General features: G+C 53.9%; 15 protein-coding genes and 6 tRNA genes. 9 read left to right on the plus strand and 12 right to left on the minus strand.

Going from position 1 to position 23,423, the window contains the following annotated elements; translation table 11 throughout:
- Window positions 1-16: 16 nt before the first annotated feature.
- The gene (gene ubiF / locus BEI65_RS21490; protein WP_099065032.1) at window positions 17-1,198 is read left to right on the plus strand and encodes a 3-demethoxyubiquinol 3-hydroxylase; all 1,182 of its coding nucleotides are present in this window, start codon (window positions 17-19) and stop codon (window positions 1,196-1,198) included.
- A 103-nt stretch (window positions 1,199-1,301) separates the two neighbouring features.
- On the opposite strand, the gene BEI65_RS21495 is transcribed toward ubiF, so the two are convergent.
- From BEI65_RS21495 to nagB, 12 genes are all read right to left on the minus strand, one after another.
- Window positions 1,302-1,376 (minus strand) — tRNA-Gln (locus tag BEI65_RS21495).
- 19 nt (window positions 1,377-1,395) lie between these two features.
- A tRNA-Met gene (locus tag BEI65_RS21500) sits at window positions 1,396-1,472 on the minus strand.
- Window positions 1,473-1,509: 37 nt separating this feature from the next.
- Window positions 1,510-1,584: transfer RNA gene (locus BEI65_RS21505), tRNA-Gln, on the minus strand.
- Between the two features lie 47 nt (window positions 1,585-1,631).
- Window positions 1,632-1,706 (minus strand) — tRNA-Gln (locus tag BEI65_RS21510).
- 29 nt (window positions 1,707-1,735) lie between these two features.
- Window positions 1,736-1,820, minus strand: a tRNA-Leu gene (locus tag BEI65_RS21515).
- Between the two features lie 8 nt (window positions 1,821-1,828).
- Window positions 1,829-1,905 (minus strand) — tRNA-Met (locus BEI65_RS21520).
- A 220-nt stretch (window positions 1,906-2,125) separates the two neighbouring features.
- On the minus strand, window positions 2,126-3,790 hold the full coding sequence (gene asnB / locus BEI65_RS21525; protein ID WP_099065033.1) for an asparagine synthase B: 1,665 nt from the start codon (window positions 3,788-3,790) through the stop codon (window positions 2,126-2,128).
- A gap of 289 nt (window positions 3,791-4,079) precedes the next feature.
- A complete protein-coding gene (locus BEI65_RS21530; RefSeq protein WP_099065034.1) occupies window positions 4,080-5,534 on the minus strand; it encodes a glycosyl hydrolase family 18 protein in 1,455 nt (484 codons plus the stop codon).
- A 178-nt stretch (window positions 5,535-5,712) separates the two neighbouring features.
- Window positions 5,713-6,465 (minus strand): HAD-IIA family hydrolase, encoded by a 753-nt coding sequence (locus tag BEI65_RS21535; RefSeq protein WP_085115591.1) that lies wholly within the window; start codon window positions 6,463-6,465, stop codon window positions 5,713-5,715.
- A 67-nt stretch (window positions 6,466-6,532) separates the two neighbouring features.
- On the minus strand, window positions 6,533-7,753 hold the full coding sequence (locus BEI65_RS21540) for an N-acetylglucosamine repressor (protein WP_085115592.1): 1,221 nt from the start codon (window positions 7,751-7,753) through the stop codon (window positions 6,533-6,535).
- 27 nt (window positions 7,754-7,780) lie between these two features.
- Window positions 7,781-8,920 (minus strand): N-acetylglucosamine-6-phosphate deacetylase, encoded by a 1,140-nt coding sequence (gene nagA, locus BEI65_RS21545; protein ID WP_085115593.1) that lies wholly within the window; start codon window positions 8,918-8,920, stop codon window positions 7,781-7,783.
- An 18-nt stretch (window positions 8,921-8,938) separates the two neighbouring features.
- Entirely contained in the window at window positions 8,939-9,739 is an 801-nt protein-coding gene (nagB, locus tag BEI65_RS21550; protein WP_012005664.1) for a glucosamine-6-phosphate deaminase, read from the minus strand.
- Between the two features lie 334 nt (window positions 9,740-10,073).
- Here nagB and nagE point away from each other — a divergent pair, with 334 nt between their 5' ends.
- The 8 genes from nagE (at window position 10,074) to BEI65_RS21590 (ending at window position 23,231) form a co-directional block, all read left to right on the plus strand.
- Entirely contained in the window at window positions 10,074-12,020 is a 1,947-nt protein-coding gene (nagE, locus tag BEI65_RS21555; RefSeq protein ID WP_099065035.1) for a PTS N-acetyl glucosamine transporter subunit IIABC, read from the plus strand.
- Window positions 12,021-12,261: 241 nt separating this feature from the next.
- The gene (gene glnS / locus BEI65_RS21560) at window positions 12,262-13,926 is read left to right on the plus strand and encodes a glutamine--tRNA ligase (protein WP_099065036.1); all 1,665 of its coding nucleotides are present in this window, start codon (window positions 12,262-12,264) and stop codon (window positions 13,924-13,926) included.
- Window positions 13,927-14,507: 581 nt separating this feature from the next.
- Window positions 14,508-15,911, plus strand: coding sequence for an OprD family outer membrane porin (locus BEI65_RS21565; protein ID WP_099065037.1), 1,404 nt, complete (start codon window positions 14,508-14,510; stop codon window positions 15,909-15,911).
- A gap of 47 nt (window positions 15,912-15,958) precedes the next feature.
- Entirely contained in the window at window positions 15,959-16,285 is a 327-nt protein-coding gene (chiQ, locus tag BEI65_RS21570; RefSeq protein ID WP_099065038.1) for a ChiQ/YbfN family lipoprotein, read from the plus strand.
- Window positions 16,286-16,299: 14 nt separating this feature from the next.
- On the plus strand, window positions 16,300-18,957 hold the full coding sequence (locus tag BEI65_RS21575; protein ID WP_099065039.1) for a beta-N-acetylhexosaminidase: 2,658 nt from the start codon (window positions 16,300-16,302) through the stop codon (window positions 18,955-18,957).
- A 76-nt stretch (window positions 18,958-19,033) separates the two neighbouring features.
- Window positions 19,034-20,179: an MFS transporter gene (locus BEI65_RS21580; RefSeq protein ID WP_099065040.1), complete on the plus strand. Its 1,146-nt coding sequence runs from the start codon at window positions 19,034-19,036 to the stop codon at window positions 20,177-20,179.
- A gap of 48 nt (window positions 20,180-20,227) precedes the next feature.
- Window positions 20,228-21,280: a UDP-glucose 4-epimerase GalE gene (gene galE, locus BEI65_RS21585; RefSeq protein ID WP_099065041.1), complete on the plus strand. Its 1,053-nt coding sequence runs from the start codon at window positions 20,228-20,230 to the stop codon at window positions 21,278-21,280.
- A complete protein-coding gene (locus BEI65_RS21590; RefSeq protein WP_099065042.1) occupies window positions 21,270-23,231 on the plus strand; it encodes a glycosyltransferase in 1,962 nt (653 codons plus the stop codon). The genes galE and BEI65_RS21590 overlap by 11 nt, the downstream gene beginning before the upstream one ends.
- Window positions 23,232-23,423 lie beyond the last annotated feature (192 nt).

The following is a 23,423-nucleotide window of genomic DNA, read 5'->3' on the forward strand; positions in this document are numbered from 1 at the left end:
TCCCGGAGGCACTCTGATGAACACTTCTCAAAAACGGTATGACGCGGTGGTGGTAGGTGGCGGCATGGTTGGCGCGGCCGCTGCGTTGGGGCTGGCGCAGGCCGGTTGGTCGGTGGCCTTGCTGGAACATCAGGCACCACAGGCGTTCGATGCGCAAAGCCCGCCGGACTTGCGTATTTCCGCGATTGGCTGCACCTCGGTCGGGTTACTCAAACAGCTCGGCGCCTGGTCGGTGGTGCAAGCGATGCGCACCGCACCTTACCGCCGGTTGGAAACCTGGGAGTGGGCATCGGCACGGGTGGCGTTTGACGCCGCTTCGCTCGGCCTGCCGGAACTGGGTTTTATGGTGGAAAACCGTATTCTGCAACTGGCGCTGTGGCAGCAACTGGAGCAGTGCGACAATCTGACGCTCTGCTGCCCCGCCAGGCTGCGTTCGCTGCAACGTAATGATGACCATTGGCAAGTGACACTGGACTCTTCTGAGACGCTACAGGCGCGTCTGGTGGTTGGGGCTGACGGTGCCAACTCGCAGGTGCGTAATCTGGCGGCCATCGGCACCAGCGGTTGGCAGTACCGCCAGTCCTGCATGCTAATCACCGTCGAAACCGGGGCGCCGCAGCAGGATGTGACCTGGCAGCAGTTCTTCCCTTCCGGGCCACGCGCTTTCCTGCCGCTGTACGATCAATGGGCTTCACTGGTGTGGTATGACAGCCCGCAGCGTATCCGTCAGTTACAGGCGATGCCGCCGGCACAGCTTGAGCGGGAAATCGCTGAGGCGTTTCCTGCTCGTCTGGGGGCGGTGAAAGTGCACGCCGCCGGTTCTTTCCCGCTGGCACGCCGTCATGCGCAACGCTATGTGTTGCCGGGGCTGGTGTTGCTCGGTGACGCGGCGCATACCATTAATCCATTGGCCGGGCAGGGGGTGAACCTGGGCTATCGTGATGTGGAAGCCTTGCTGGCGGTATTGAGTGAGGCGCGGGAACAGGGCGAGGACTGGAGCACTGAAGCGGTGTTGATGCGTTATCAGCGTCGCCGCCGTACCGATAACCTGCTGATGCAAAGCGGTATGGATCTGTTTTATACCGCCTTCAGCAATAATTTGGCGCCGTTAAGCGTGGCACGCAATATTGCGTTGATGGCGGCCCAGCGGGCGGGCAAGCTGAAGGAACATGCGCTGAAATACGCACTGGGCTTGTAGCGGCGGATTCGGGATAGGGCGTCGGGTACGGCGCCTTCATCACCCCGTATTTTACCTGAACGCCAGACAGCAAAAAGCCCGCTGAAGCGGGCTTTTCTAAATGTGGCTGGGGTGCCAGGATTCGAACCTGGGTATGCTGGTATCAGAAACCAGAGCCTTACCGCTTGGCGACACCCCAATTGTAAAACAGTAAAATATGGTGGCTACGACGGGATTTGAACCTGTGACCCCATCATTATGAGTGATGTGCTCTAACCAGCTGAGCTACGTAGCCATTTTCGATATTTTACTTTAAAAGTCAATAGTGTTGATGGCTGGGGTACCTGGATTCGAACCAGGGAATGCTGGTATCAAAAACCAGTGCCTTACCGCTTGGCGATACCCCATCAACAAATTTTCAACTTCTTCTTACTGCATCAAACCATTTAGAAAATGGCTGGGGTACCTGGATTCGAACCAGGGAATGCTGGTATCAAAAACCAGTGCCTTACCGCTTGGCGATACCCCATCTGATGCCTGCAACTCGATGAAAAGAAATGGTGCGGGAGGCGAGACTTGAACTCGCACACCTTGCGGCGCTAGAACCTAAATCTAGTGCGTCTACCAATTTCGCCACTCCCGCAAAAAAGATGGTGGCTACGACGGGATTTGAACCTGTGACCCCATCATTATGAGTGATGTGCTCTAACCAGCTGAGCTACGTAGCCATCTTTTTTCGCGCAACCTTCATCGGCGTTGCGGGGCGCATTATGCGTATATGGCCGTTTTGCGTCAACAAGTTTTTTCCCGAAAAAGCGACCGGATGTGTTGTTTGTCTGGGTTGTGAACATTATGGCGATAAAATCATCAATTCAGACAATTAATGGTTGAAAACATCAACAAAAAGGCGGGCCCGAAGGCCCGCCCAGGGAATAAAACGCAGGACGCTTATTTGTAGGCGGACTGGTGAACGCCGACTGCACGACCAGAAGGATCGTCCATCTTTTTGAATGACTCATCCCATTCGATGGCTTTCGCTGAAGAGCAGGCCACTGACGGGCCACCAGGCACGCATTCAGCCGCGCTTGGCAGCGGGAACAGCTCTTCGAAGATTTCGCGATACAGGTAGCCTTCTTTGGAGCTCGGCGTGTTGTACGGGAAACGGAAACGTGCAGTTTCGAGCTGTTGATCGCTGATCTGCTTGGCAGCGACTTCTTTCAGCGTGTCGATCCAGCTGTAGCCAACACCGTCAGAGAACTGCTCTTTCTGGCGCCAGGCCACGCTGGCCGGCAGGTAGGACTCAAAACATTCACGCAGGATATGTTTTTCCATTTTGCCATTGCCGCACATTTTGTCTTTCGGGTTGATGCGCATTGCCACGTCGAGGAATTTTTTATCCAGGAACGGCACGCGGGCTTCCACACCCCAGGCGGACATCGCCTTGTTGGCACGCGCACAGTCAAACATATGCAGCGCCAGCAGTTTACGCACGGTTTCGTCGTGGAACTCACGGGCATCCGGTGCCTTATGGAAGTACAGGTAACCGCCGAACACTTCGTCGGCCCCTTCACCAGACAACACCATCTTGATGCCCATCGCCTTGATCTTGCGTGACATCAGGTACATCGGGGTAGAGGCGCGAATGGTAGTCACGTCATAGGTTTCGATGTGATAAATCACGTCGCGAATGGCGTCCAGGCCTTCCTGCACGGTGAAATGAATTTCATGGTGCACGGTGCCCAGGTGGTTAGCCACTTCCTGAGCGGCACGCAGATCCGGTGAACCTTCCAGGCCGACGGCGAAGGAGTGCAACTGTGGCCACCAGGCTTCGCTACGCTCTTGATCTTCCACACGGCGCGCGGCGTATTTTTTGGTAATGGCGGAGATCACTGAAGAGTCCAGGCCACCAGACAGCAGCACGCCGTAAGGCACGTCGGACATCAGGTGGCTTTTTACCGAGTCTTCCAGCGCGTTGCGCAGGGCGTTGGCGTCGGTCACGTTGTCTTTAACCACGTCGTAATCGAACCAGTCACGCTGGTAGTATTCGCGGATCTCACCGTCCTGGCTCCACAGGTAGCTGCCCGCCGGGAATTCTTTAATGGTGCGACAAACCGGCACCAGCGCTTTCATTTCAGAAGCGACATACAGGTTGCCGAATTCATCATGGCCCATGTACAGCGGGATAATACCCAGATGGTCGCGGCCAATCAGGTAGGCGTCTTTCTCTGAGTCGTACAGAGCGAAGGCAAACATGCCCTGCAGATCGTCGAGGAAGTCGGTACCTTTTTCCTGATACAGCGCCAGGATCACTTCACAGTCGGAACCGGTCTGGAACTCATAGCGATCGCTCAGCTGCTGGCGCAGCGCCTGGTGGTTGTAAATTTCACCGTTAACCGCCAGGACGTGGGTGTGCGCAGCGTTGTACAGCGGTTGGGCACCATTGTTGACGTCGACAATCGACAGGCGCTCATGCACCAGAATGGCTTTATCGCTGGCGTAAACACCGGACCAATCCGGGCCGCGGTGGCGCATCAGACGGGACAGCTCCAGCGCTTTCTTACGCAGTTCAACGGGATCAGACTTCAGATCGAGCACACCGAAAATAGAACACATATACCGACTCTCCTAACGACTTTTTTAGACTGTGATGTTGTTTTTGCTGTTATAGGCAGCGTGGCCGGCTCATCAACGATGGCGCGGTTTTGCTGCGTTGTGTTTATGAAAATGCGTCAAAAGCGGCAGGGGATGCAAGCGTTTTAGCGCTGCGCTGAAAAATAGTTGTTTGGGGTCGATCGAAAATTAGCGGATATTCAGTTAATGGCGGTTTAAATTGACGGATATGTAATTTTTTGACGAATAGATGAGTTGCCGGAGAATTTTACCGGCAACTCATTGCAGACTATCAGGCGGTCAACTGCCACAGGGTGAAGGCTGCATCTGGCGTCCAGCCCGCGTTAGAGGTGTGGGCCTGAAGGCAGGTGTATTTCTTGCCTTTATAGGTCACTACATCACCGGCTTTATAGCTGTGGTTGTTCTGCCACTCGCTTGGGCTCGGATCGGGTGGTGTACCGCCGTCAGCCGTTTTCACCGCCAGCGCACTGCTCGGCAGCGAGGTATTGCCCTGGTTGTCGGTGGCCGTGACAAAGTAACTGTACTGAGTCGCCGGTGCCAGGCCGCTGTCTTGTAGCGACAGGCCGCCGGTCTGGCCGATCGCGCTGCCGTTACGGTAAACCGTATATTGGCTAACAGGATTGACGCTGCTGGCGGCCGCCCAGTTTAACGTCAACGACGTTGAGGCGATCGCGGTGGCGTTCAATGCCGTCGGCGCATCAGGCTTTCCCGGCGGTGGTGTTACACCCCCCTGGATCAGCGCGGCGTAACGAGTTTTGAACTCCCAGTTATAAGCTACGCCAGCTTTGCTTTTGCCGTTGTCCCAGTTAACTGACCAGGTCATCAGGCCTTTGATCGACAGACCCTTGGCATCGAGACGAGCAAAGGCGTTATAGACCGCCATTTTATCGACTACATAACCGGTGGCGGCAGCGTCATTGTTGGTTGGCAGACCAATAACAAATTTGGCCGACGGGATTTTGGTATAACCACGGGTGCCGGTGACCAGGCTTTCGGTCAGGTAATACAGGAAGTCTTCTTTCATGGCGTCGTTATTCTGGGTGATCCAGGCGCCTTTACCGCCATTGGCTTCATCAACCCAGATGCCGTCACCGCCCTGGTTATAATATTGCGGCGCGATAAAATCGTAATAGCCTTCGAGCGCGGTAATATAATCCAGGTAAGTACCGTTGGTGCGTAAATAAGGGAATTCTGGTGCCATGCTGACAATAAAATTTTTGCCTTCGGCGGAATAATGCGCCTTTACTTTTTTCAGTGCGGCCGGCAAAACGGTTTTATTATTGGCTGCGCCGATGGCCGCCTGCTCCAGATCGATATCCAACCCGTCGAAGCCGTAGGTTTCCACCAGGCGGATAATCTCATTAGCCAGTTTGTCTTCGTCGCCGGTTTTCAATTCGATATGCGCGTCTGCACCACCCAGTGAAATCAGCACGGCACGGCCCTGACTGTTCAGCACGCCGACCTGGCGGCGGAACTCGGTATCGGACAGGTTGTAAGGTTTGAAGGTGGGAATACCGTCGCCTTTCATAAACGCCACTGCCACCACGTTATATTCGGCCGGGATGTCGGTCAGGTTCATATTGGCGAATTGCCCTTGCTGATAACCGTCACTGGCACCGGCGGCCCAGTTGTGCCAAAAACCCATCATGATTTTTTTATTGGTCATGTCCGGCATGATGGCGGCGTCATCTGCTGCTTGTGCATTGATAATATTATTGGTGCTCATGGTAACCTCGTTAGGGTAGGTAAGATTATTTCCACTGACCGCCAAGGTTTATTATTGGCGGGGTGTAAATATATAGTGCGGGTTTTTAACGAGGCTGGGGTGAAACCTTTATTGACCAATAATAAATTAAATTCAATCTGGCGATATTAAAAGGTGGCCGTGATGGCCACCGCAGGCATTAGAAAATATTGATATCGGCAACCGAAGGGAAGATATAGCTCGGGCGGAACGGCATGGTTTCTACATCGTTCAGCGTTGAGACACCAGACAGTACCAATACGGTCTCCAGACCGGCCTGGAAGCCCGCCAGGATATCAGTGCGCAGGTTATCACCGACGATCACCGTTTCTTCTGAGTGCCCCTGCATTTTGTTCAGCGCAGCGCGGATGATCCATGGGCTTGGCTTGCCCACGTAAAACGGCTTGCGGCCGGTGATCTTTTCGATCGGGGCACACAGCGCGCCACAGGCCGGGACAAAACCATGGCCGTGGGTATCCGGGTTGGTGGCAATAAAGCGCGCGCCGTTGTTCACGAAGTAGGCGGCCTTGTGCATCATGTCCCAGTTGTAGGAGCGGGTTTCGCCGACAATCACGAAGTCAGGGTTGATATCGGTAATGGTGAAACCGGCTTTATACAGCTCGTGAATCAGTGCGCCTTCGCCGACCACATAGGCTTTTTTACCTTCCTGACGGCGCAGGAAATCGGCGGTGGCCATGGCAGAGGTATAAAACGCGCTTTCCGGCACTTCGAGCCCGGCAGCGGAGAAGCGGTTCGCCAGATCCTGCGCAGTCTGCGATGGATAGTTGGTCAGCACCACCAGCGGCATGCCCTGTTCCTGAATGCGTGCCAGGAAAAGATCGGCGCCGGGAACCGGCGTGTTGTCATGCAGCAGCACGCCGTCGATATCACATATAACGTTTTTGATTGTCATTGTTGCTGTTTCTCATGATTTGCGGCAGGCAAAACGCGAAGATAGCACACCTGCCTGAAGCGGCGGATCAGCTTTCCAGCAATCGCTGTAATAGCACGCCGTTTAGCATCGCCCGCTTGGCCAGGGCGAAAGCGCCGATCGCCGAGCGATGATTGAGTTCGGAGGTGACCACCGGCAGATTTTTGCGGAAGTCTTTCAACACCTGGGTATTGATGCAGCTTTGGATTGCCGGCAGCAGTACTTTTTCTGCCTCGGTAATTTCACCGGCGATCACCACTTTCTGCGGATTAAACAGGTTGATGGCGATAGCCACCGCCTTGCCGAGGTAGCGGCCAACGTGTTCGATCACTTCGCTGGCCAGCAGGTCGCCGCGGTTGGCGGCTTTGCAGATGGCAGCGATGCTGCAATCGTCGAGGGTCAGCTTGCTGGGATAGCCCTGGGTCAGTAACTGGCGCACGCGGTGTTCAATCGCAGCGTTGGCGGCGACGGTTTCCAGGCAGCCGAAGTTGCCGCAGTGGCAGCGCTCGCCCAGCGGGTCGATCTGAATATGACCGATTTCACCGACGTTGCCGTTGTTGCCGAGGAAAATCTGGCCGTTAACGATAATACCGGCACCGGTGCCGCGGTGCAGACGCACCAGAATAGAATCTTCGCAGTCGCGGGTGGCGCCAAAATAATGCTCCGCCAGCGCCAGGCTGCGGATATCGTGGCCGACAAAGCTGGTGACGTTAAAACGCTGCTGCAGGTTGTCTACCAGCGCCCAGTTGTTGACGCTGATATGGGGCATATAACGCACTACACCCAGCGCCGGGTCAACCAGACCGGGCAGGATCACCGAGATGGCGATCAACTCACGCAGCTTGCGCTGATAGTTTTCGATAAATTGGGCAATGGCGATAAACAACGCGTTTTCCAGTGTTTCCTGGGTGCGTTCCGGCAGCGGGTAGTGTTCTTCACCGAGCGATTTTCCGCTCATGTCGTACAGGGTGATGGTGGCATCGTGCCGACCGAGGCGCACGGCCACGGTGTGGAAATTCCGGGTTTCGGAGACAATGGAAATGGCGCGGCGGCCGCCGGTAGAGGCTTGCTGATCGACTTCTTTGATCAGCCCGCGCTCCAACAGCTGGCGAGTAATTTTAGTGACGCTGGCGGGTGCTAGCTGGCTCAGTTCGGCAATTTGAATGCGCGAGATCGGCCCTTGTTGGTCGATCAGACGGTAAACCGCCGCGCCGTTGAGTTGCTTGACTAAGTCAACGTTCCCTATCTGTGCCTGTCCGCCAGTACTCATCAATAATTTTACTCGCTATTCATTAAATTAAACCTCGTTACCGTTAACGAGCGTCTTGGTGATATTAAAATCACGGGTAAATGCGGTCAGGTTCGCCACTTTACCGGCTTCGATAGTGCCTAAACGGTGGTCCACGCCGATAGCGCGCGCCGGATACAGCGTTGCCATGCGCAGTGCTTCGTCCAACGCAATACCGACGTGCTCAACGCTGTTTTTTAACGCGTCAATCATGGTCAGCGCTGAGCCGCTCAGGGTGCCGTTTTCGTCCACGCACAGCCCATCACGATAGTATATTGTTTTACCGGCAAAAATAAATTGGTCGATATCGGCACCTGCCGGCGCGGTGGCGTCGGTGACCAGCACCAATTTATCACCTTTCATGCGCTTGGCGTTACGGATACTCGCCCAGGCCACGTGATGGCCGTCGGCGATAATGCCGGTATAGACCTCAGGCGTGTCGAAAATCGCCCCCATCAGCCCCGGTTCACGCCCGGTGATATATGGCATGGCGTTGTACAGGTGAGTGGCGAAGGTGATACCGGCGGCAAAACCGATACGGGCCTGATCGTAAGTCGCATTCGAGTGCCCGGCGGACACCACAATGCCGGCCTCGGTCAATTGCTTGATAAAGTGGGGCTCCACCATTTCCGGCGCCAGCGTGACCTTGGTGATCACATCGGCATTGGCGCACAGATAGTCGATCATCTCGCTGGTCGGTTTGCGGATAAACGCCGGGTTATGGGTGCCTTTCTTCAGTGGGCTGAGGTACGGCCCTTCCAGATGCAGGCCAAGCGCCTGATTTGGGTGTTTTTTCAGATAAGCGCGCATCACTTCGATGCTGTGCTTCATAAATTCGTCGCTGCTGGTGATCAGCGTCGGCAGATAGCTGGTACAGCCGGATTTTTCGTTGGCGCGCTGCATGATCTCCAGCGTCTGTTCCGAAATGGCTTCCAGCGAATCGTTAAATTGCACGCCGCCACAGCCGTTAAGCTGCACGTCGATCAAACCGGGGGCCAGGATAGCGCCACCCAGATCGCGCGTTTCAATGCCGGCCGGCAGTTCAGCCAGCGGGCAGACTCGTTCAATCAGCCCATCAGCGATAACAACTGCATGGTCGTCAAGTACGTCGTGGCCGGTATAAATACGGCCGTGGGTTAAAGCGAACATCGTAGCCCCCTGCAAGAATTAAAGACTCTTAACGCTTTCCGCTTCTAACTCGCGGAAATATTTAACGGTTTTGACTTTCAGTTCCATGGTGGATGGCTCATCGCACACCACAACGGCCTTGGCATGCAACTGCAGGCAACTGATGGTCCACATGTGGTTGATGTTGCCTTCCACTGCGGCTTCCAGCGCCTGTGCCTTGGCGTGGCCGGTCACCAGAATCATCACTTCTTCTGCGTCGAGCAGCGTACCTACACCGACGGTCAGGGCAAACTTGGGTACCAGGCTGACATCACCGCCGAAGAAGCGGGAGTTGGCGATACGGGTATCTTCAGTCAAGGTTTTGATGCGAGTCCGAGAGGCCAAAGATGAAGCCGGTTCGTTAAACGCGATATGACCGTCGATGCCAACGCCACCCATAAACAGGTTGATCTTGCCGTAGGATTTGATTTTCGCTTCGTACTGGCGGCACTCGGCGTCAACGTCCGGCGCATTACCATTCAACAGGTTGATATTTTCACTTGGGATATCAACGTGATCAAAGAAATTACGGTACATGAAGGTATGATAGCTTTCCGGGTGTTCCTGCGGCAGGCCAACGTATTCATCCATGTTGAAAGTCACCACATGCTTAAAGCTTACTTCACCTGCTTTGTGCATCGCAATCAGATGTTTGTAGGCTTCCAGTGGAGTCCCGCCGGTGGGCAGGCCGAGAACAAACGGACGCTCCGCAGTAGGCTTGAATGCGTTGATGCGCTGGACGATATGGCGGGCGGCCCATTTGCCGACTTGTGCAGTATCTTTCAGTGGGATAAGTCTCATCTAACACCTCTTGGGGTAAGTAAACTAAAGCTATACTGGTTCGAGCCTGAACGAGAGCCTTAAGCGTAACCCAGCTTTATGATTCTCACGTGATGCGTCAGGTCCGATGATTTTTTTAATGATAAAATAAGTTTTGTGTGATGGCTAGCAATGTGGCAGCTTAAGACTGCTTTTTGGTGATATAAATCACAAAAAAGGAGGTTTTAATTTGCGATACGAAATAATTTTTTTACACTCCACGTGTTGTCGTTCGTCCAGAGTTAATCGCAGTGTGTGATGGCGCTTGCGTAAAATATGATAAAGCCCATAAAAGGGCATTAGGGGGAATACTAAGGTGAACATACTCGGCTTTTTCCAAAGATTGGGCAGGTCGTTGCAACTGCCAATCGCAGTACTGCCCGTTGCGGCGCTTTTGCTACGCTTCGGCCAGCCTGACTTACTCAATATTTCGTTTATCGCACAGGCCGGTGGATCAATCTTCGATAACCTGGCGTTAATCTTTGCTATCGGTGTGGCGGCAACCTGGTCGAAAGACAATGCCGGTTCGGCCGCATTGGCAGGCGCGGTGGGTTACTTCATTCTGACCAAAGCAATGGTCACCATTAACCCGGCGATCAATATGGGTGTGTTGGCGGGTATCATTACCGGCCTGGTGGGCGGTGCGGTCTATAACCGTTGGTCCGGCATCAAACTGCCCGAGTTCCTCTCCTTCTTCGGCGGTAAGCGTTTTGTCCCTATCGCTACCGGCTTTTTCTGTTTAATCCTGGCCGCCGTCTTTGGTTATATCTGGCCGCCGGTGCAGAATGCTATTCATGCAGGCGGTGAATGGATTGTGTCCATGGGCGCTATCGGTTCCGGTATTTTCGGTTTCGTTAACCGTCTGCTGATCCCAACCGGCTTGCATCAGGTGCTGAACACCATTGCCTGGTTCCAGATTGGTGAGTTCACCAACGCTGCCGGTACCATCTTCCACGGCGACATCAACCGCTTCTACGCGGGTGACGGCACTGCCGGGATGTTCATGTCCGGCTTCTTCCCGATCATGATGTTTGGTCTGCCGGGTGCGGCACTGGCCATGTATTTCGCTGCGCCGAAAGAACGTCGCCCAATGGTTGGCGGTATGCTGCTGTCCGTTGCCCTGACGGCTTTCCTGACCGGTGTGACCGAGCCGCTTGAATTCCTGTTCATGTTCCTGGCTCCGCTGCTGTATCTGGTCCATGCCATTTTGACCGGTATCAGCCTGTTTGTAGCCACCTTGCTGGGCATTCACGCCGGGTTCTCGTTCTCTGCGGGGGCCATCGACTATGTGTTGATGTACAACTTGCCGGCCGCCAGCAAGAACGTCTGGATGCTGGTCCTGATGGGCCTGGTCGCCTTTGCGGTGTACTTCGTGCTGTTCTCGGTCATTATTCGTGCCTTCAACCTGAAAACGCCGGGCCGTGAAGATGCGTCTGACGATGTTGTCGCGCCTGAAGCCAACAGCAATACCGATGAAGGCTTGCGCACATTGTCTCGCAGCTATATTGGTGCCATCGGCGGTTCTGACAACCTGACCGGCATTGATGCCTGTATCACCCGTTTACGTCTGACGGTTAAAGACTCTTCCAAAGTGCTCGATGCCAGCTGTAAGCGCCTGGGTGCTTCCGGCGTAGTGAAACTGAACAAACAAACCGTTCAGGTGATTGTGGGTTCTAAAGCTGAAGCCATTGCCGACGGTATGCGTGCGGTGATTGCGACCGGCCCGGTTCCTGCGGCAGAAGTGGCGCCGGCAGCCGGCGTGAGCGCAGTAAAATCGCAGGCCGTGCCTAATGCGCCGAAGGTCGCCTTCGAGTCGCTGGTGGCCCCGGTTACCGGTGAAGTGGTGGCGTTGGAACAGGTTCCTGACGAAGCCTTTGCCAGCAAAGCGGTGGGTGATGGTCTGGCGATCCGCCCGACCGACAAAATCGTGGTAGCACCGGCAGACGGCACCATCGTGAAAATCTTCAACACCAACCACGCGTTCTGTCTGGAAACCGACAAGGGTGCGGAAATTGTGGTGCACATGGGGATCGACACCGTTGCGTTGAACGGTCAGGGCTTCAAGCGTCTGGTTGAAGAGGGTGCTGAGGTGAAAGCCGGCCAGCCAATCCTTGAACTGGATCTGGAATTCCTGAACGCCAATGCCCGCTCGATGATCAGCCCGGTAGTGGTCAGTAACTCTGACGATTATGCCGGTCTGACGGCGCTGGCCACCGGTTCTGTGGTTGCCGGCCAGACCAAATTGTTTGAGATCCAGAAATAAACTGTTTTACCTGAGTAGTACCCGGGGTGTTTAACGAGTCATGACGGAACGCACCCTACCTTTGGCGGGAAGAGAGTAATCTCTTCCCGCTTTTTTATGGGCAAAGTTTGCCCCCTCATGGTGCTGTGGTCTCTCGCGGTGCAACGTTGCGCATTTTTCGTGAAACAAACGGTTGTTTCCGGGCGTGGCTTGTTGGATCATAGGCGGTTATGTGTAGCGCTTTGCATTGAGGAATAATGAAATGAGTGAGGCTGAAGCCCGCCCAACCAATTTTATCCGTCAGATCGTCGATGAAGATCTGGCGTCCGGGAAACACACGTCAGTCCATACCCGTTTCCCGCCGGAGCCAAATGGCTATCTGCATATCGGCCATGCTAAATCCATCTGTCTGAATTTCGGCATCGCTCGCGATTACCAGGGTCAATGTAACCTGCGTTTTGATGACACCAATCCGGTGAAAGAAGACATCGAGTTCGTTGAGTCGATCAAACACGACGTGGAGTGGCTGGGCTTTGAGTGGAGCGGCAACGTCCGTTACTCCTCAGATTACTTCGATCAACTGCACAACTATGCGGTGGAGCTGATCAACAAAGGCCTGGCCTACGTCGACGAGCTGTCGCCTGAGCAGATCCGTGAATATCGCGGCAGCCTGACGGCTCCGGGCAAAGACAGCCCGTACCGTGGTCGTAGCGTGGAAGAGAACCTGGCGCTGTTTGAGAAAATGCGCAACGGCGAATTCGCCGAAGGTACCGCTTGCCTGCGTGCCAAAATTGACATGGCTTCATCCTTTATCGTGATGCGCGATCCGGTGCTGTACCGTATCAAATTCGCTGAACACCATCAGACCGGCAACAAGTGGTGCATCTACCCGATGTACGATTTCACCCACTGCATTTCCGATGCGCTGGAAGGGATCACCCATTCGCTGTGTACGCTGGAGTTCCAGGACAACCGCCGTCTGTATGACTGGGTGCTGGATAACATCACCATCCCTTGTCATCCGCGTCAGTACGAGTTCTCGCGCCTGAATCTCGAGTACGCCATCATGTCGAAGCGCAAGCTGAACCAGTTGGTGACCGAGAACATCGTTGAAGGCTGGGATGACCCGCGTATGCCGACCGTCTCCGGTCTGCGTCGCCGTGGCTATACCGCAGCATCCATCCGCGAGTTCTGCCAGCGTATCGGCGTGACCAAGCAGGACAACAACGTCGAAATGATGGCGCTTGAGGCCTGTATTCGTGAGGATCTGAACGAGAACGCACCGCGCGCGATGGCCGTGCTGGATCCGGTGAAGGTGATCATCGAAAACCTGACCACCGGCGTGGAAATGGTGACCATGCCTAACCACCCGAACAAGCCGGAAATGGGCAGCCGCGAAGTGCCGTTCAGCCGTGAGATTTATATCGATCGCGCCGACTTCCGTGAAGAAGCCAACAAGCAGTACAAGCGTCTGGTTCTGGGCAAAGAAGTTCGCCTGCGCAATGCTTACGTGATCAAGGCGGAACGCATTGAGAAAGACGCTGAAGGTGAAATTACCACTATCTTCTGCAGCTACGATCCAGAAACGTTGAGCAAGGATCCTGCTGATGGCCGTAAGGTTAAGGGCGTGATCCACTGGGTTTCTGTCGAGCACGCGTTACCGGCTGAAATCCGCCTGTACGATCGCCTGTTCAGCGTACCAAACCCAGCGGCGGCAGAGGATTTCCTCACCACCATCAACCCGGAATCGCTGGTGATCAAGCACGGCTTTGTGGAGCCAAGCCTGGCAGTTGCACAGCCGGAAAAAGCCTACCAGTTCGAACGTGAAGGCTATTTCTGCGCTGACAGCCGTGACTCTTCCGCTGAGCACCTGGTGTTTAACCGCACCGTGGGCCTGCGTGATACCTGGGCTAAAATTGGTGCCTGAGTGCTGATCGTTAGCTAACGCGATAAAGCGCAACTTCGGTTGCGCTTTTTTTATGCCTGCCAGCCCCGTTTTCTCTCCCGTTAAAGCTTTTAATTCCTCAATCTATTTTTAAATTTTAATCAGGCGGTTGTACCAGCAATTTCTTGATAAAAATCAGCAGTCATATAACATCACCTTATATATTCGCGATGCGAATTAATGTCATTTAGAGAGCGCTCTCATATTTTTTCTTCTCACTGACTTTTTTGATTAAGCTGAAACCATTAATCGTCTCTGATTGACCTTGTATCAATAATTATTCTGATTTTATTGAATTTTTTATTCGACAGCCTCTTTGCATAGCCACGTAACATAATCTCATCGATATGTGCTCTTTGTCATACTTTGACAAATCTCTCTCATAATTCATTTGATAATTCGCGTCGCGAAAAATAGTCTGTCTGTAGCAATAAGTGCTGTGGGGTTTGAGCCCGTCAGCAATATTTTTTTACCCGATTGGGTTTTTTATTAGCGGTCGTGCAGGGCAGTGGTGAACACGGGCGACTGCAACTTTTAAAGTTAAGTCAAAGAGGAATTTCATTATGGGTACGCACGGTGCTCAGCGTAAAACGCTGGCGCTCGCAGTCGCGGGTGCGCTGTTGGGAACAGGGTTTGCCATGGCCCCTGAGGCGAAAGCCGCAGGATTTATCGATGATTCCACGATGACCGGCGGTGTGTATTACTGGCAGCGTGAGCGTGACCGTAAAGATCTCAATCCGACCAGTGACGATTACAATGAATACACGACCAACCTGTCGCACTCGACCGCCAACCTGAGCCTGGATTTTGCTTCGGGCTATGCCTGGGACATGTTTGGTGTGGACGTCGGAGCCTTTACCGCCATTGAGCTGGCCGAGTCCAGCGCCAGCGGCCACCCGAATGAAATTGCGTTCTCTTCCAAAAACCGTACCTATGATGAAGACTATTCCGGCGATAAAGGCGGCATCAGCCTGTACAAAGCCGCGGCTAAATTCAAGTATGGCCCTGTCTGGGCGCGCGGCGGTTATATCCAGCCAAGCGGACAAACCCTGCTGGCACCACACTGGAGCTTTATGCCCGGTACCTATCAAGGGGCAGAGGCCGGAGCCAAGTTTGACTACGGTGATGCCGGTGAGTTGAGCTTCTCCTACATGTGGACCAATAAGTACAAAGCACCATGGCATATCGAGATGGACGACTTCCGCCAGAACGACAAAAAAACCGGCGTCTCCTATCTTCACTCTCTGGGTGCCAAGTATGACTTCAAAAATGATTTGGTACTGGAAGCGGCTTTCGGCCAGGCCCAGGGCTATGTGAATCAATACTTCACCAAGGCGTCTTACAAGTTTGATCTGGTAGGCAATCCACTGACCACCAGTTATCAGTTCTACGGCACTGAAGACCGCATCAGCGACAAGAACGACCCCAACAGCATTTACGACGGCCTGGCCTGGCTGCAGGCGCTGACCTTTGGTTACACCACCGGCCAGTTCAACTGGCGTCTGGAAGGCACCATGGTCAAGGCTGAAGGTAATCAGGGCTACTTCCTGCAACGCATGACCCCAACCTACGCCTCTTCCAACGGTCGCCTCGACGTCTGGTGGGATAACCGTTCCGACTTCAACGCCAATGGCGAAAAAGCGGTTTACGCCGGGGTGATGTATGACCTGAGCAACTGGAACCTGCCGGGTATGGCGGTTGGCGGTTCTTACGTTTACGCCTGGGATGCCAAGCCGAGCACCAACCCGATGTATGACCAGAGCCAGCGCCTGAAAGAGAGTGCCTGGAGCCTGGACGCGATGTACACCATTCAGGAAGGCCGTGCCAAAGGCACCTTGCTGAAACTGCACTACACCCAGTATGACAACCACACCAACATCCCAAGCTGGGGCGGTGGTTACGGCAACATCTTCCAGGACGAGAAAGACGTCAAGTTTATGGTTATCGCGCCATTTACCATCTTCTGATGCGTTCCCCGGCGGCTGCGCCGGGGACACTTAAAGGGAAAATATTGATGAAAAAAATCATGCTGATGTTAGCCGCGGCAGTCACGCTGAGTGCCTGTGTGCAGCCCGCCGCACCGCCGGAAGATGCCAAACTGAAACAGGCCTACAGCGCCTGCATTAATACCGCAGAAGGTTCACCGGAAAAATTGCAGTCGTGCCAGGCGGTACTGAACGTGCTGAAACAAGAGAAGCAGCACCAGCAGTTCGCCGAGAAAGAAACGGTGCGAGTGATGGATTATCAGAACTGCATTCAGGCAGTTCACAGCGGTAACGGTCAGGCCTACGACGCCAAGTGTGGTCAGATTTGGAAAGAGATCCACGATAACAATAATTAAGGATGATGCTAAAAATGAACAAATTCAAATTAAGTACGCTTGCTGCATTAACGGCAACCGTTGGATTATTTGGTAGCGCGGGGAATGCGTTGGCCAATCAGCCGCTGGTGGATCAACTGAGCCAGCTAAAATTGAATTTGAAAATGGTCGATAACCGGGCTGCCGACAGCGGCCTGGATTGCGGTAAATTGGGAGCCGACTGGGCAGCCTGCAACAAGGTATTGATCAGTCTGACCAACGATCATCAGGAGATTAAAGGTCACGACTGGGCGATTTACTTCCACAGCGCCCGTCAAACCATGAGGGTGGATAATGATCAGTTCAAAATAACTCACCTGACCGGCGACCTGTACAAACTGGAGCCGACCGATAAATTTACCGGCTTCCCGGCTGGTCAAACGGTTGAAATCCCGATTATTGCCGAATATTGGCAGCTGTTTAAAACCGACTTTGTCCCCCGTTGGTACGCCGCTTCGGGTGATGCCAAGCCAAAAATTCTGGTCAACACCGATACCGAAGATTTGAACCAGTTTGTGACGCCCTTTACCGGCGACCAGTGGAAACGCATTAAGGATGATAACAACATCCTGATGACGCCGGCTTCCCGCTTTACCAAAAACGCCGAGTTGAAAACCTTGCCTGCAGCCTCGCTGCGCGGCCAGATTGTACCGACGCCACTGCAGGTAAAAGTGCATCCGCAAGATGTGGATCTGAGCAACGGCGTTGCGCTGGAACTGAGCGCGTTGTCCAAACCGGCGGCGGACGCGGCGACCCAACGTTTTGCACTGTTGGGCGTAAGCCATAACGCGGCGGGCTACCCTGTCAAAACCGATATTCAGCCGGGTAAATTCAAAGGTGAGCTGGCGGTGCCGGGAGCCTATGAGTTGAAGATTGGCAATAAAGAAACGCGGGTGATTGGCTTCGATCAGGCCGGGGTGTTCTATGGCCTGCAGTCCATTCTGTCGCTGGTACCTACAGACGGCAGCGCTAAAATCGCTACCCTCGACGCCAAAGATGCACCGCGTTTCCAGTATCGCGGCATCTTCCTCGACGTGGCGCGTAACTTCCATCATAAAGATGCGGTACTGCGCCTGCTCGACCAAATGGCGGCTTACAAGCTCAATAAATTCCACTTCCATCTGAGTGACGACGAAGGTTGGCGTATTGCCATTCCAGGCCTGCCTGAACTGACTGAAGTCGGGGGCCAGCGTTGCCACGATCTGAGCGAAACCACCTGCCTGTTGCCACAGTACGGACAGGGGCCAGAGGTGTATGGCGGGTTCTTCTCGCGTCAGGATTACATCGAGATCATTAAATACGCTCAGGCGCGCCAGATTGAAGTGATCCCGGAAATCGATATGCCGGCACATGCCCGCGCTGCCGTGGTCTCGATGGAGGCGCGCTATAAAAAGCTGCATGCCGCTGGTAAAGAGCAGCAGGCCAATGAGTTCCGCCTGGTGGATCCGACCGATACCTCCAATACCACCTCGGTGCAGTACTTCAATCGACAAAGTTACCTTAACCCATGCCTGGATTCGTCCAAGCGCTTTGTTGACAAGGTGATCGGCGAAATTGCCCAGATGCACAAAGAGGCCGGGCAACCGTTGCGCACCTGGCACTTTGGCGGCGACGAAGCGAAAAATATTCGTTTGGGTGCCGGCTATACCGATCAGGCCAAGCCCGAAGCAGGCAAAGGCATTATCGATCAGAGCAAAGAAGACAAGCCATGGGCGAAGTCCCAGGTCTGCCAAAAGATGATCAAAGACGGCAAAGTCGCCGATATGGAACATCTGCCAAGCTACTTTGGTGTGGAAGTCAGTCAACTGGTGAAAGCGCATGGCATCGACAGAATGCAGGCCTGGCAGGACGGCCTGAAAGACGCGAAAAATGCCAAGGCCTTCGCCACTCAACGGGTTGGAGTTAACTTCTGGGATACGCTGTATTGGGGCGGTTTTGATAGCGCCAACGACTGGGCGAATAAAGGTTACGAAGTGATCCTTTCCAACCCGGATTACGTTTACATGGACTTCCCGTATGAGGTGAACCCGGACGAGCGCGGTTACTACTGGGGCACCCGTTTCAGCGACGAACAGAAGATGTTCAGCTTTGCCCCGAACAACCTGCCGCAGAACGCCGAAACTTCGGTTGATCGCGATGGCAATCACTTTACCGCCAAGAGCGACAAGCCGTGGCCGGGTGCTTACGGTATCTCCGCCCAGATGTGGAGTGAAACTCAGCGCACTGACGATCAAATGGAGTACATGATCTTCCCGCGTTCCTTGTCAGTGGCTGAGCGCGCATGGCATCGGGCGGATTGGGAGCAGGATTATAAGGTGGGTCGGGAATATAAAGGTGGCGAAACCCACTTTATCGACAGCCAAAAACTGGATCGGGACTGGCTGCGTTTTGCCAATATCCTCGGCCAGCGAGAGTTGGCGAAACTGGACAAGGGCGGCGTGAGTTATCGGTTGCCAGTGCCGGGTGCCCGCGTGATGGGGGGCAAACTGGAGGCCAATATCTCGTTGCCGGGTCTGGGCATTGAGTATTCCACCGACGGTGGCAAGCAATGGCAGCGTTACGATGCCAAAGCCAAGCCTGGCGTCACCGGTGAGGTGCTGATCCGTGCGGTCAGCCCAGACGGCAAACGCTATAGCCGCGCCGAGAAAGTGTAATCCCTGAGCCACGGCCCGTCTGTTTGCAGGCGGGCCGTTATTGATGGTTAACAGCAGCGACCGACGGTAATCAGAGATGAATTCGATACGGCTGACCTTTATGGTCGTTGCTTTTTTTTCCGGGATTGCCGGGGCACTGCAAATACCGACCCTAAGCCTGTTCCTCACCACCGAGGTGCGGGTGTCGTCATTATGGGTCGGTTTTTTTTATGCGGTTAACGCCGGGGTCGGCATTATTGTCAGTTTTTTATTGGCGAAAAAATCAGATCGCCAGCGTGACCGGCGCTATTTGATTTTAATCTGTTATTTATTGGCGGCAGGGAACTGTCTGTTATTTGCTTTTAATCGCAATTACCTGACGTTAATTACGGCGGGCGTGCTGTTAACCGCCATTGCCAATACGGCGATACCGCAATTATTCGCTCTGGCACGAGAGTACGGGGAGCGTTCATCGCAAAACGTCGCTATGTTCAGCGCCATCATGCGCGCCCAACTTTCTTTGGCCTGGGTTTTTGGTCCGCCGTTGGCTTTTATGCTGGTGGTGAATTATGGCTTCACGGCGATGTTTATTTTTGCCGCCGGCATATTTCTGCTGGTCACACTGCTGGCCTGGTGGATATTGCCCGAGGTCGCTCGCCCCGTGGTGGGCGATGACGTCGCCATACAGCAAAAAACAGTCTTCGATAAAGACATTAGCCTGCTGTTTTTCGCCTCGGTATTGATGTGGACCTGCAGCGCGATGTATCTGATTGATGTGCCGCTGTATATCACGGCCGAGCTGGGTTTGCCGCAAAGTCTGACCGGCTGGATGATGGGCATCGCCGCCGCAATCGAAATCCCCATCATGATCCTGGTGGGACGTTACGTAAACCGAGTGGGCAAGCGCCTGATGATGGCGGGGGCCATGGTGGCCGGCATCGTGTTTTATGCCGGGATGCTGTGGTTTACCTCGACCACCGGGTTACTGGCCTTGCAGCTGTTTAACGCCATTTTTATCGGCATTATTGCCACCGTCGGCATGCTGTATTTCCAGGATTTAATGCCGGAACGGGCGGGTATGGCCACCACGTTATTCACCAACAGCATTTCTACCGGCGTGATCCTGGCCGGAATATTACAAGGGATCCTGACCGAGTACGGGCCACATTCCTCCGTTTATCTGTTAGCCATATTACTGCTTTGTATTGCTTTACCTGTCGGTTTTAAGACCCGGGAAGTTTAGGTGGTTTCTGAGTGAGTCGTTTATTTTAAACACAAACAAGGATATATGATGGCTATATTGGTGACGGGCGGCGCCGGTTATATCGGCTCGCATACGGTGTTGGCGCTGTTGGAAAGGGGGGAGGAAGTTGTCGTACTGGACAACCTGTCCAATAGCTCGCCAGAGTCTTTGTTTCGGGTGGAACGCTTGACCGGTAAAAAAGTGATTTTTTATCAGGGAGATATCCAGCAACATCATTTGCTGGATCATATATTCCGCCAGCATGATATTCATGCGGTTATTCATCTTGCGGGATTGAAGTCGGTCAGGGAATCTACCGAAGAACCGTTGAGGTATTATCAAAATAATATCTCCGGCTCATTGATCGTACTGGACAGAATGCGCCATGCCGGCGTTAAGCAATTTATTTTCAGCTCTTCGGCCACCGTCTATGGGCCGGCGGAATATACCCCACTGACGGAGAACTGTCGCGTTGGGCAGACCACCAACCCCTACGGAACCTCCAAACTGATTGTCGAGCAGATCCTGGCGGAGTTTGCCTCCACGGCACCGCAGATGGCGATTACCGCGCTGCGTTACTTTAATCCGGCCGGCGCGCATGAGTCTGGCTTGATTGGTGAGGATCCCGCCGGCATTCCCAATAATCTTCTGGCTTATCTGGCGCAGGTGGCTATTGGCAAACTCGCGGTGTTGCCGGTGTATGGCAACGACTATCCCACCAGCGATGGTACCGGGGTACGAGATTATATTCACGTGATGGACCTGGCCGAAGGGCATTTGAAGGCGCTGGATAACCTGCAACCCGGTTTTAATGTCTATAACCTGGGCACCGGTAAAGGCTACTCGGTTCTGGAGATTATTCGGGCCTTTGAACGTGCCTGCGGGTTCAAAATCGCCTATCAATTTAACCCCCGACGAGCGGGAGATATAGCCGAGTGTTGGTCCGATCCGTCGCTGGCGGCAGAGAAATTGGGCTGGCAAGCCAAACGCAGTCTGGAAAAAATGGTGGGCGATGCCTGGTCCTGGCAGAGCAAAAATCCGCAGGGTTATGGCTCTTCGGTACCGCTGTCATCGATAAGGATGGCCTCCGATGAAGCTTAACAACGGGCATTTTGGCGCTCTGCGAGACGATCTGTTTCGAGCCGAATACGAGGCACGGATCCACGACCTGAAGTTTGAGTTCGTAAAATATCAGCGCCAGACTTCACCGGCGCTGCTGGAAAGCTATCAGCGTGGGGTCACTCAACTGCGCGAATGGCTGGCGGCACATGGGCATTTATTCGATGCCGCCCGCTGTTCTTCACTCTTTTGCGTTCCTACCCGCCCGCTGGCAGCGAGTGAAAAACGGCTGCACCGAATCTGGCTGGGGGGCGCTATCCCTGACGATGCCAGAGAGGTTATTTCCCAGTGGGGCGACGCGCAGCAGGCGGTGGCTAGCGCCGAGACGACTGACTGGGTCGGCATGTTGTGGGTTTGGGACGCGCAGCAACTGGCAAGGGATGCGTATTTCATCCCCGTACCGGTGAGAAAAGGTGGCTACCTGGGGGAGTATGATGCCGGTAATCATCGCCTGCAGGTGCATTCACTGAGCGAACTGGCGCAAAAAAGGGTCGGCGACAACCTGGGCTTTATCCATCAACTGCATGATAAGCGCTATTACGCCACGCTTTCCGACTACTTCCGCTTTCTGATTTTGATCGAGATGGGGGGGCTGTACATGGATATCGATACCATACCCCACCGGTCGGCGACGCTGTTTTTGATTAAGCCTGAACTGCCAGATTATCTTCAGTTTCTGGCTGGGGGCGAGGTCAGCCACGTCAGCTGGCTGAATCTGTTTCTCGATGAAACCGGCATGATCATCAGCCGCAAGGGGGATATCTCGCTGTGCCAGATGCTGGCGGGGTTGGATCAGATCTATGCGGCGGAAAGTGGCGAAGTCCCGAAAAAGAATTCGATTTATGAACGGAAACTGTTTGATCCCTTTTATCAACTGTGGAGTCGCTATATAGGCTGTACGTTCCTCAGTCATGATCGCTTCTGCCGGGATTACGGTGTCCTGTATAACGCTGACCCGCAGGCGGTCACCTGCGGAGTCCGTGGCATGCGCCTGTTGGAGGATGTGATCACCGATGAACGGTTACCGCTGTCACAGGAAGAACAGCGCAGTTATCTGCAATGTGTCAGCCGTTTGGAGCAGGTGGATTGGCGGCTTGAACAACCCTTGGATCTGGCACGCCATGCGGAAATATTTACCGTCGATGAAGTGCCGCGTATGGCCTATCCAGCGCAGATCCGTTCCGATATCGACCATTACCACTATTATTCCGTGCTTTCCCATGACCGCCAGCTTGATCGGGTAAATCAACTGTTTGGAGAATACCTGATCGCCGATAACCGGCGGCAGATTACGGCGGGTAGTTACTGGTGCCAGACCACAGGAGAGGGGGATGCGGTGTTGTCGGAGCCGGGGAGATCATTACATTTTCTACCGGGGCGGCAGGCGAGTGAAACAGATAAAACCCGCATGGCGAAGCTGATTTTTAGTACCAGCTACCTGGAGTACTGTTCTGTTGGCAACCGGGCCGGGCTGGATCTGGTGTCGGTACAGCAGGCACAAAATATCGAGCCTTATCTGGATCTGATCACGGTGGCTTACGATCGGCGCGGGACGTTTGTCGGCTTTTTCAATGCGGCTACTGTCAGTGAGCTGTATGGCGTAAAAGCGGATTACCACTACCGCGATGAACTGAAGCCGCTTGATGAGGCTTACGATCACTTTGTGCAAAGCCTGTGCACTGAGGATGATTATTTTATCTGTAGCCTGGCGATTGAAAGCCAGTTTCGCGGACAGGGGCATTTTAACCCGATGTTCGCCCTGATAAAGCAGCAGGCTGATCGGCACCAGGCGAAAAACATTGTGCTGTGTGTATGGCAAAGCAGTGAGGCCAGCCAAATTTATCTGAACAAAGGGTTCCGTGTCCGTGGTGTATTCGATCAGGCCTGGTCGTTGTTCTTTGACCGGCTGCTGTTTCTTGAGTATGAGCTGTGAAGAGTTTGCCCATCCGCGTGTCGGCGGGTGAGTTGACGGTGAAGTGAGTGTAAGTGGGAAGTGAGAGAGAAGTGCCGCTGCAATTGTCGTATTTCAAGCTGTGAACTTTCCCCGGACCTGTCCGGGGATTTTTTTATCCGCTCGTCGCAGGCATAAAAAAACCGCCGTTAAGGTAACACCGATCGGTTAAGC

Source organism: Serratia sp. BW106 (genome assembly GCF_002607755.1).
Classification (GTDB): Bacteria; Pseudomonadota; Gammaproteobacteria; order Enterobacterales; family Enterobacteriaceae; genus Serratia; species Serratia proteamaculans.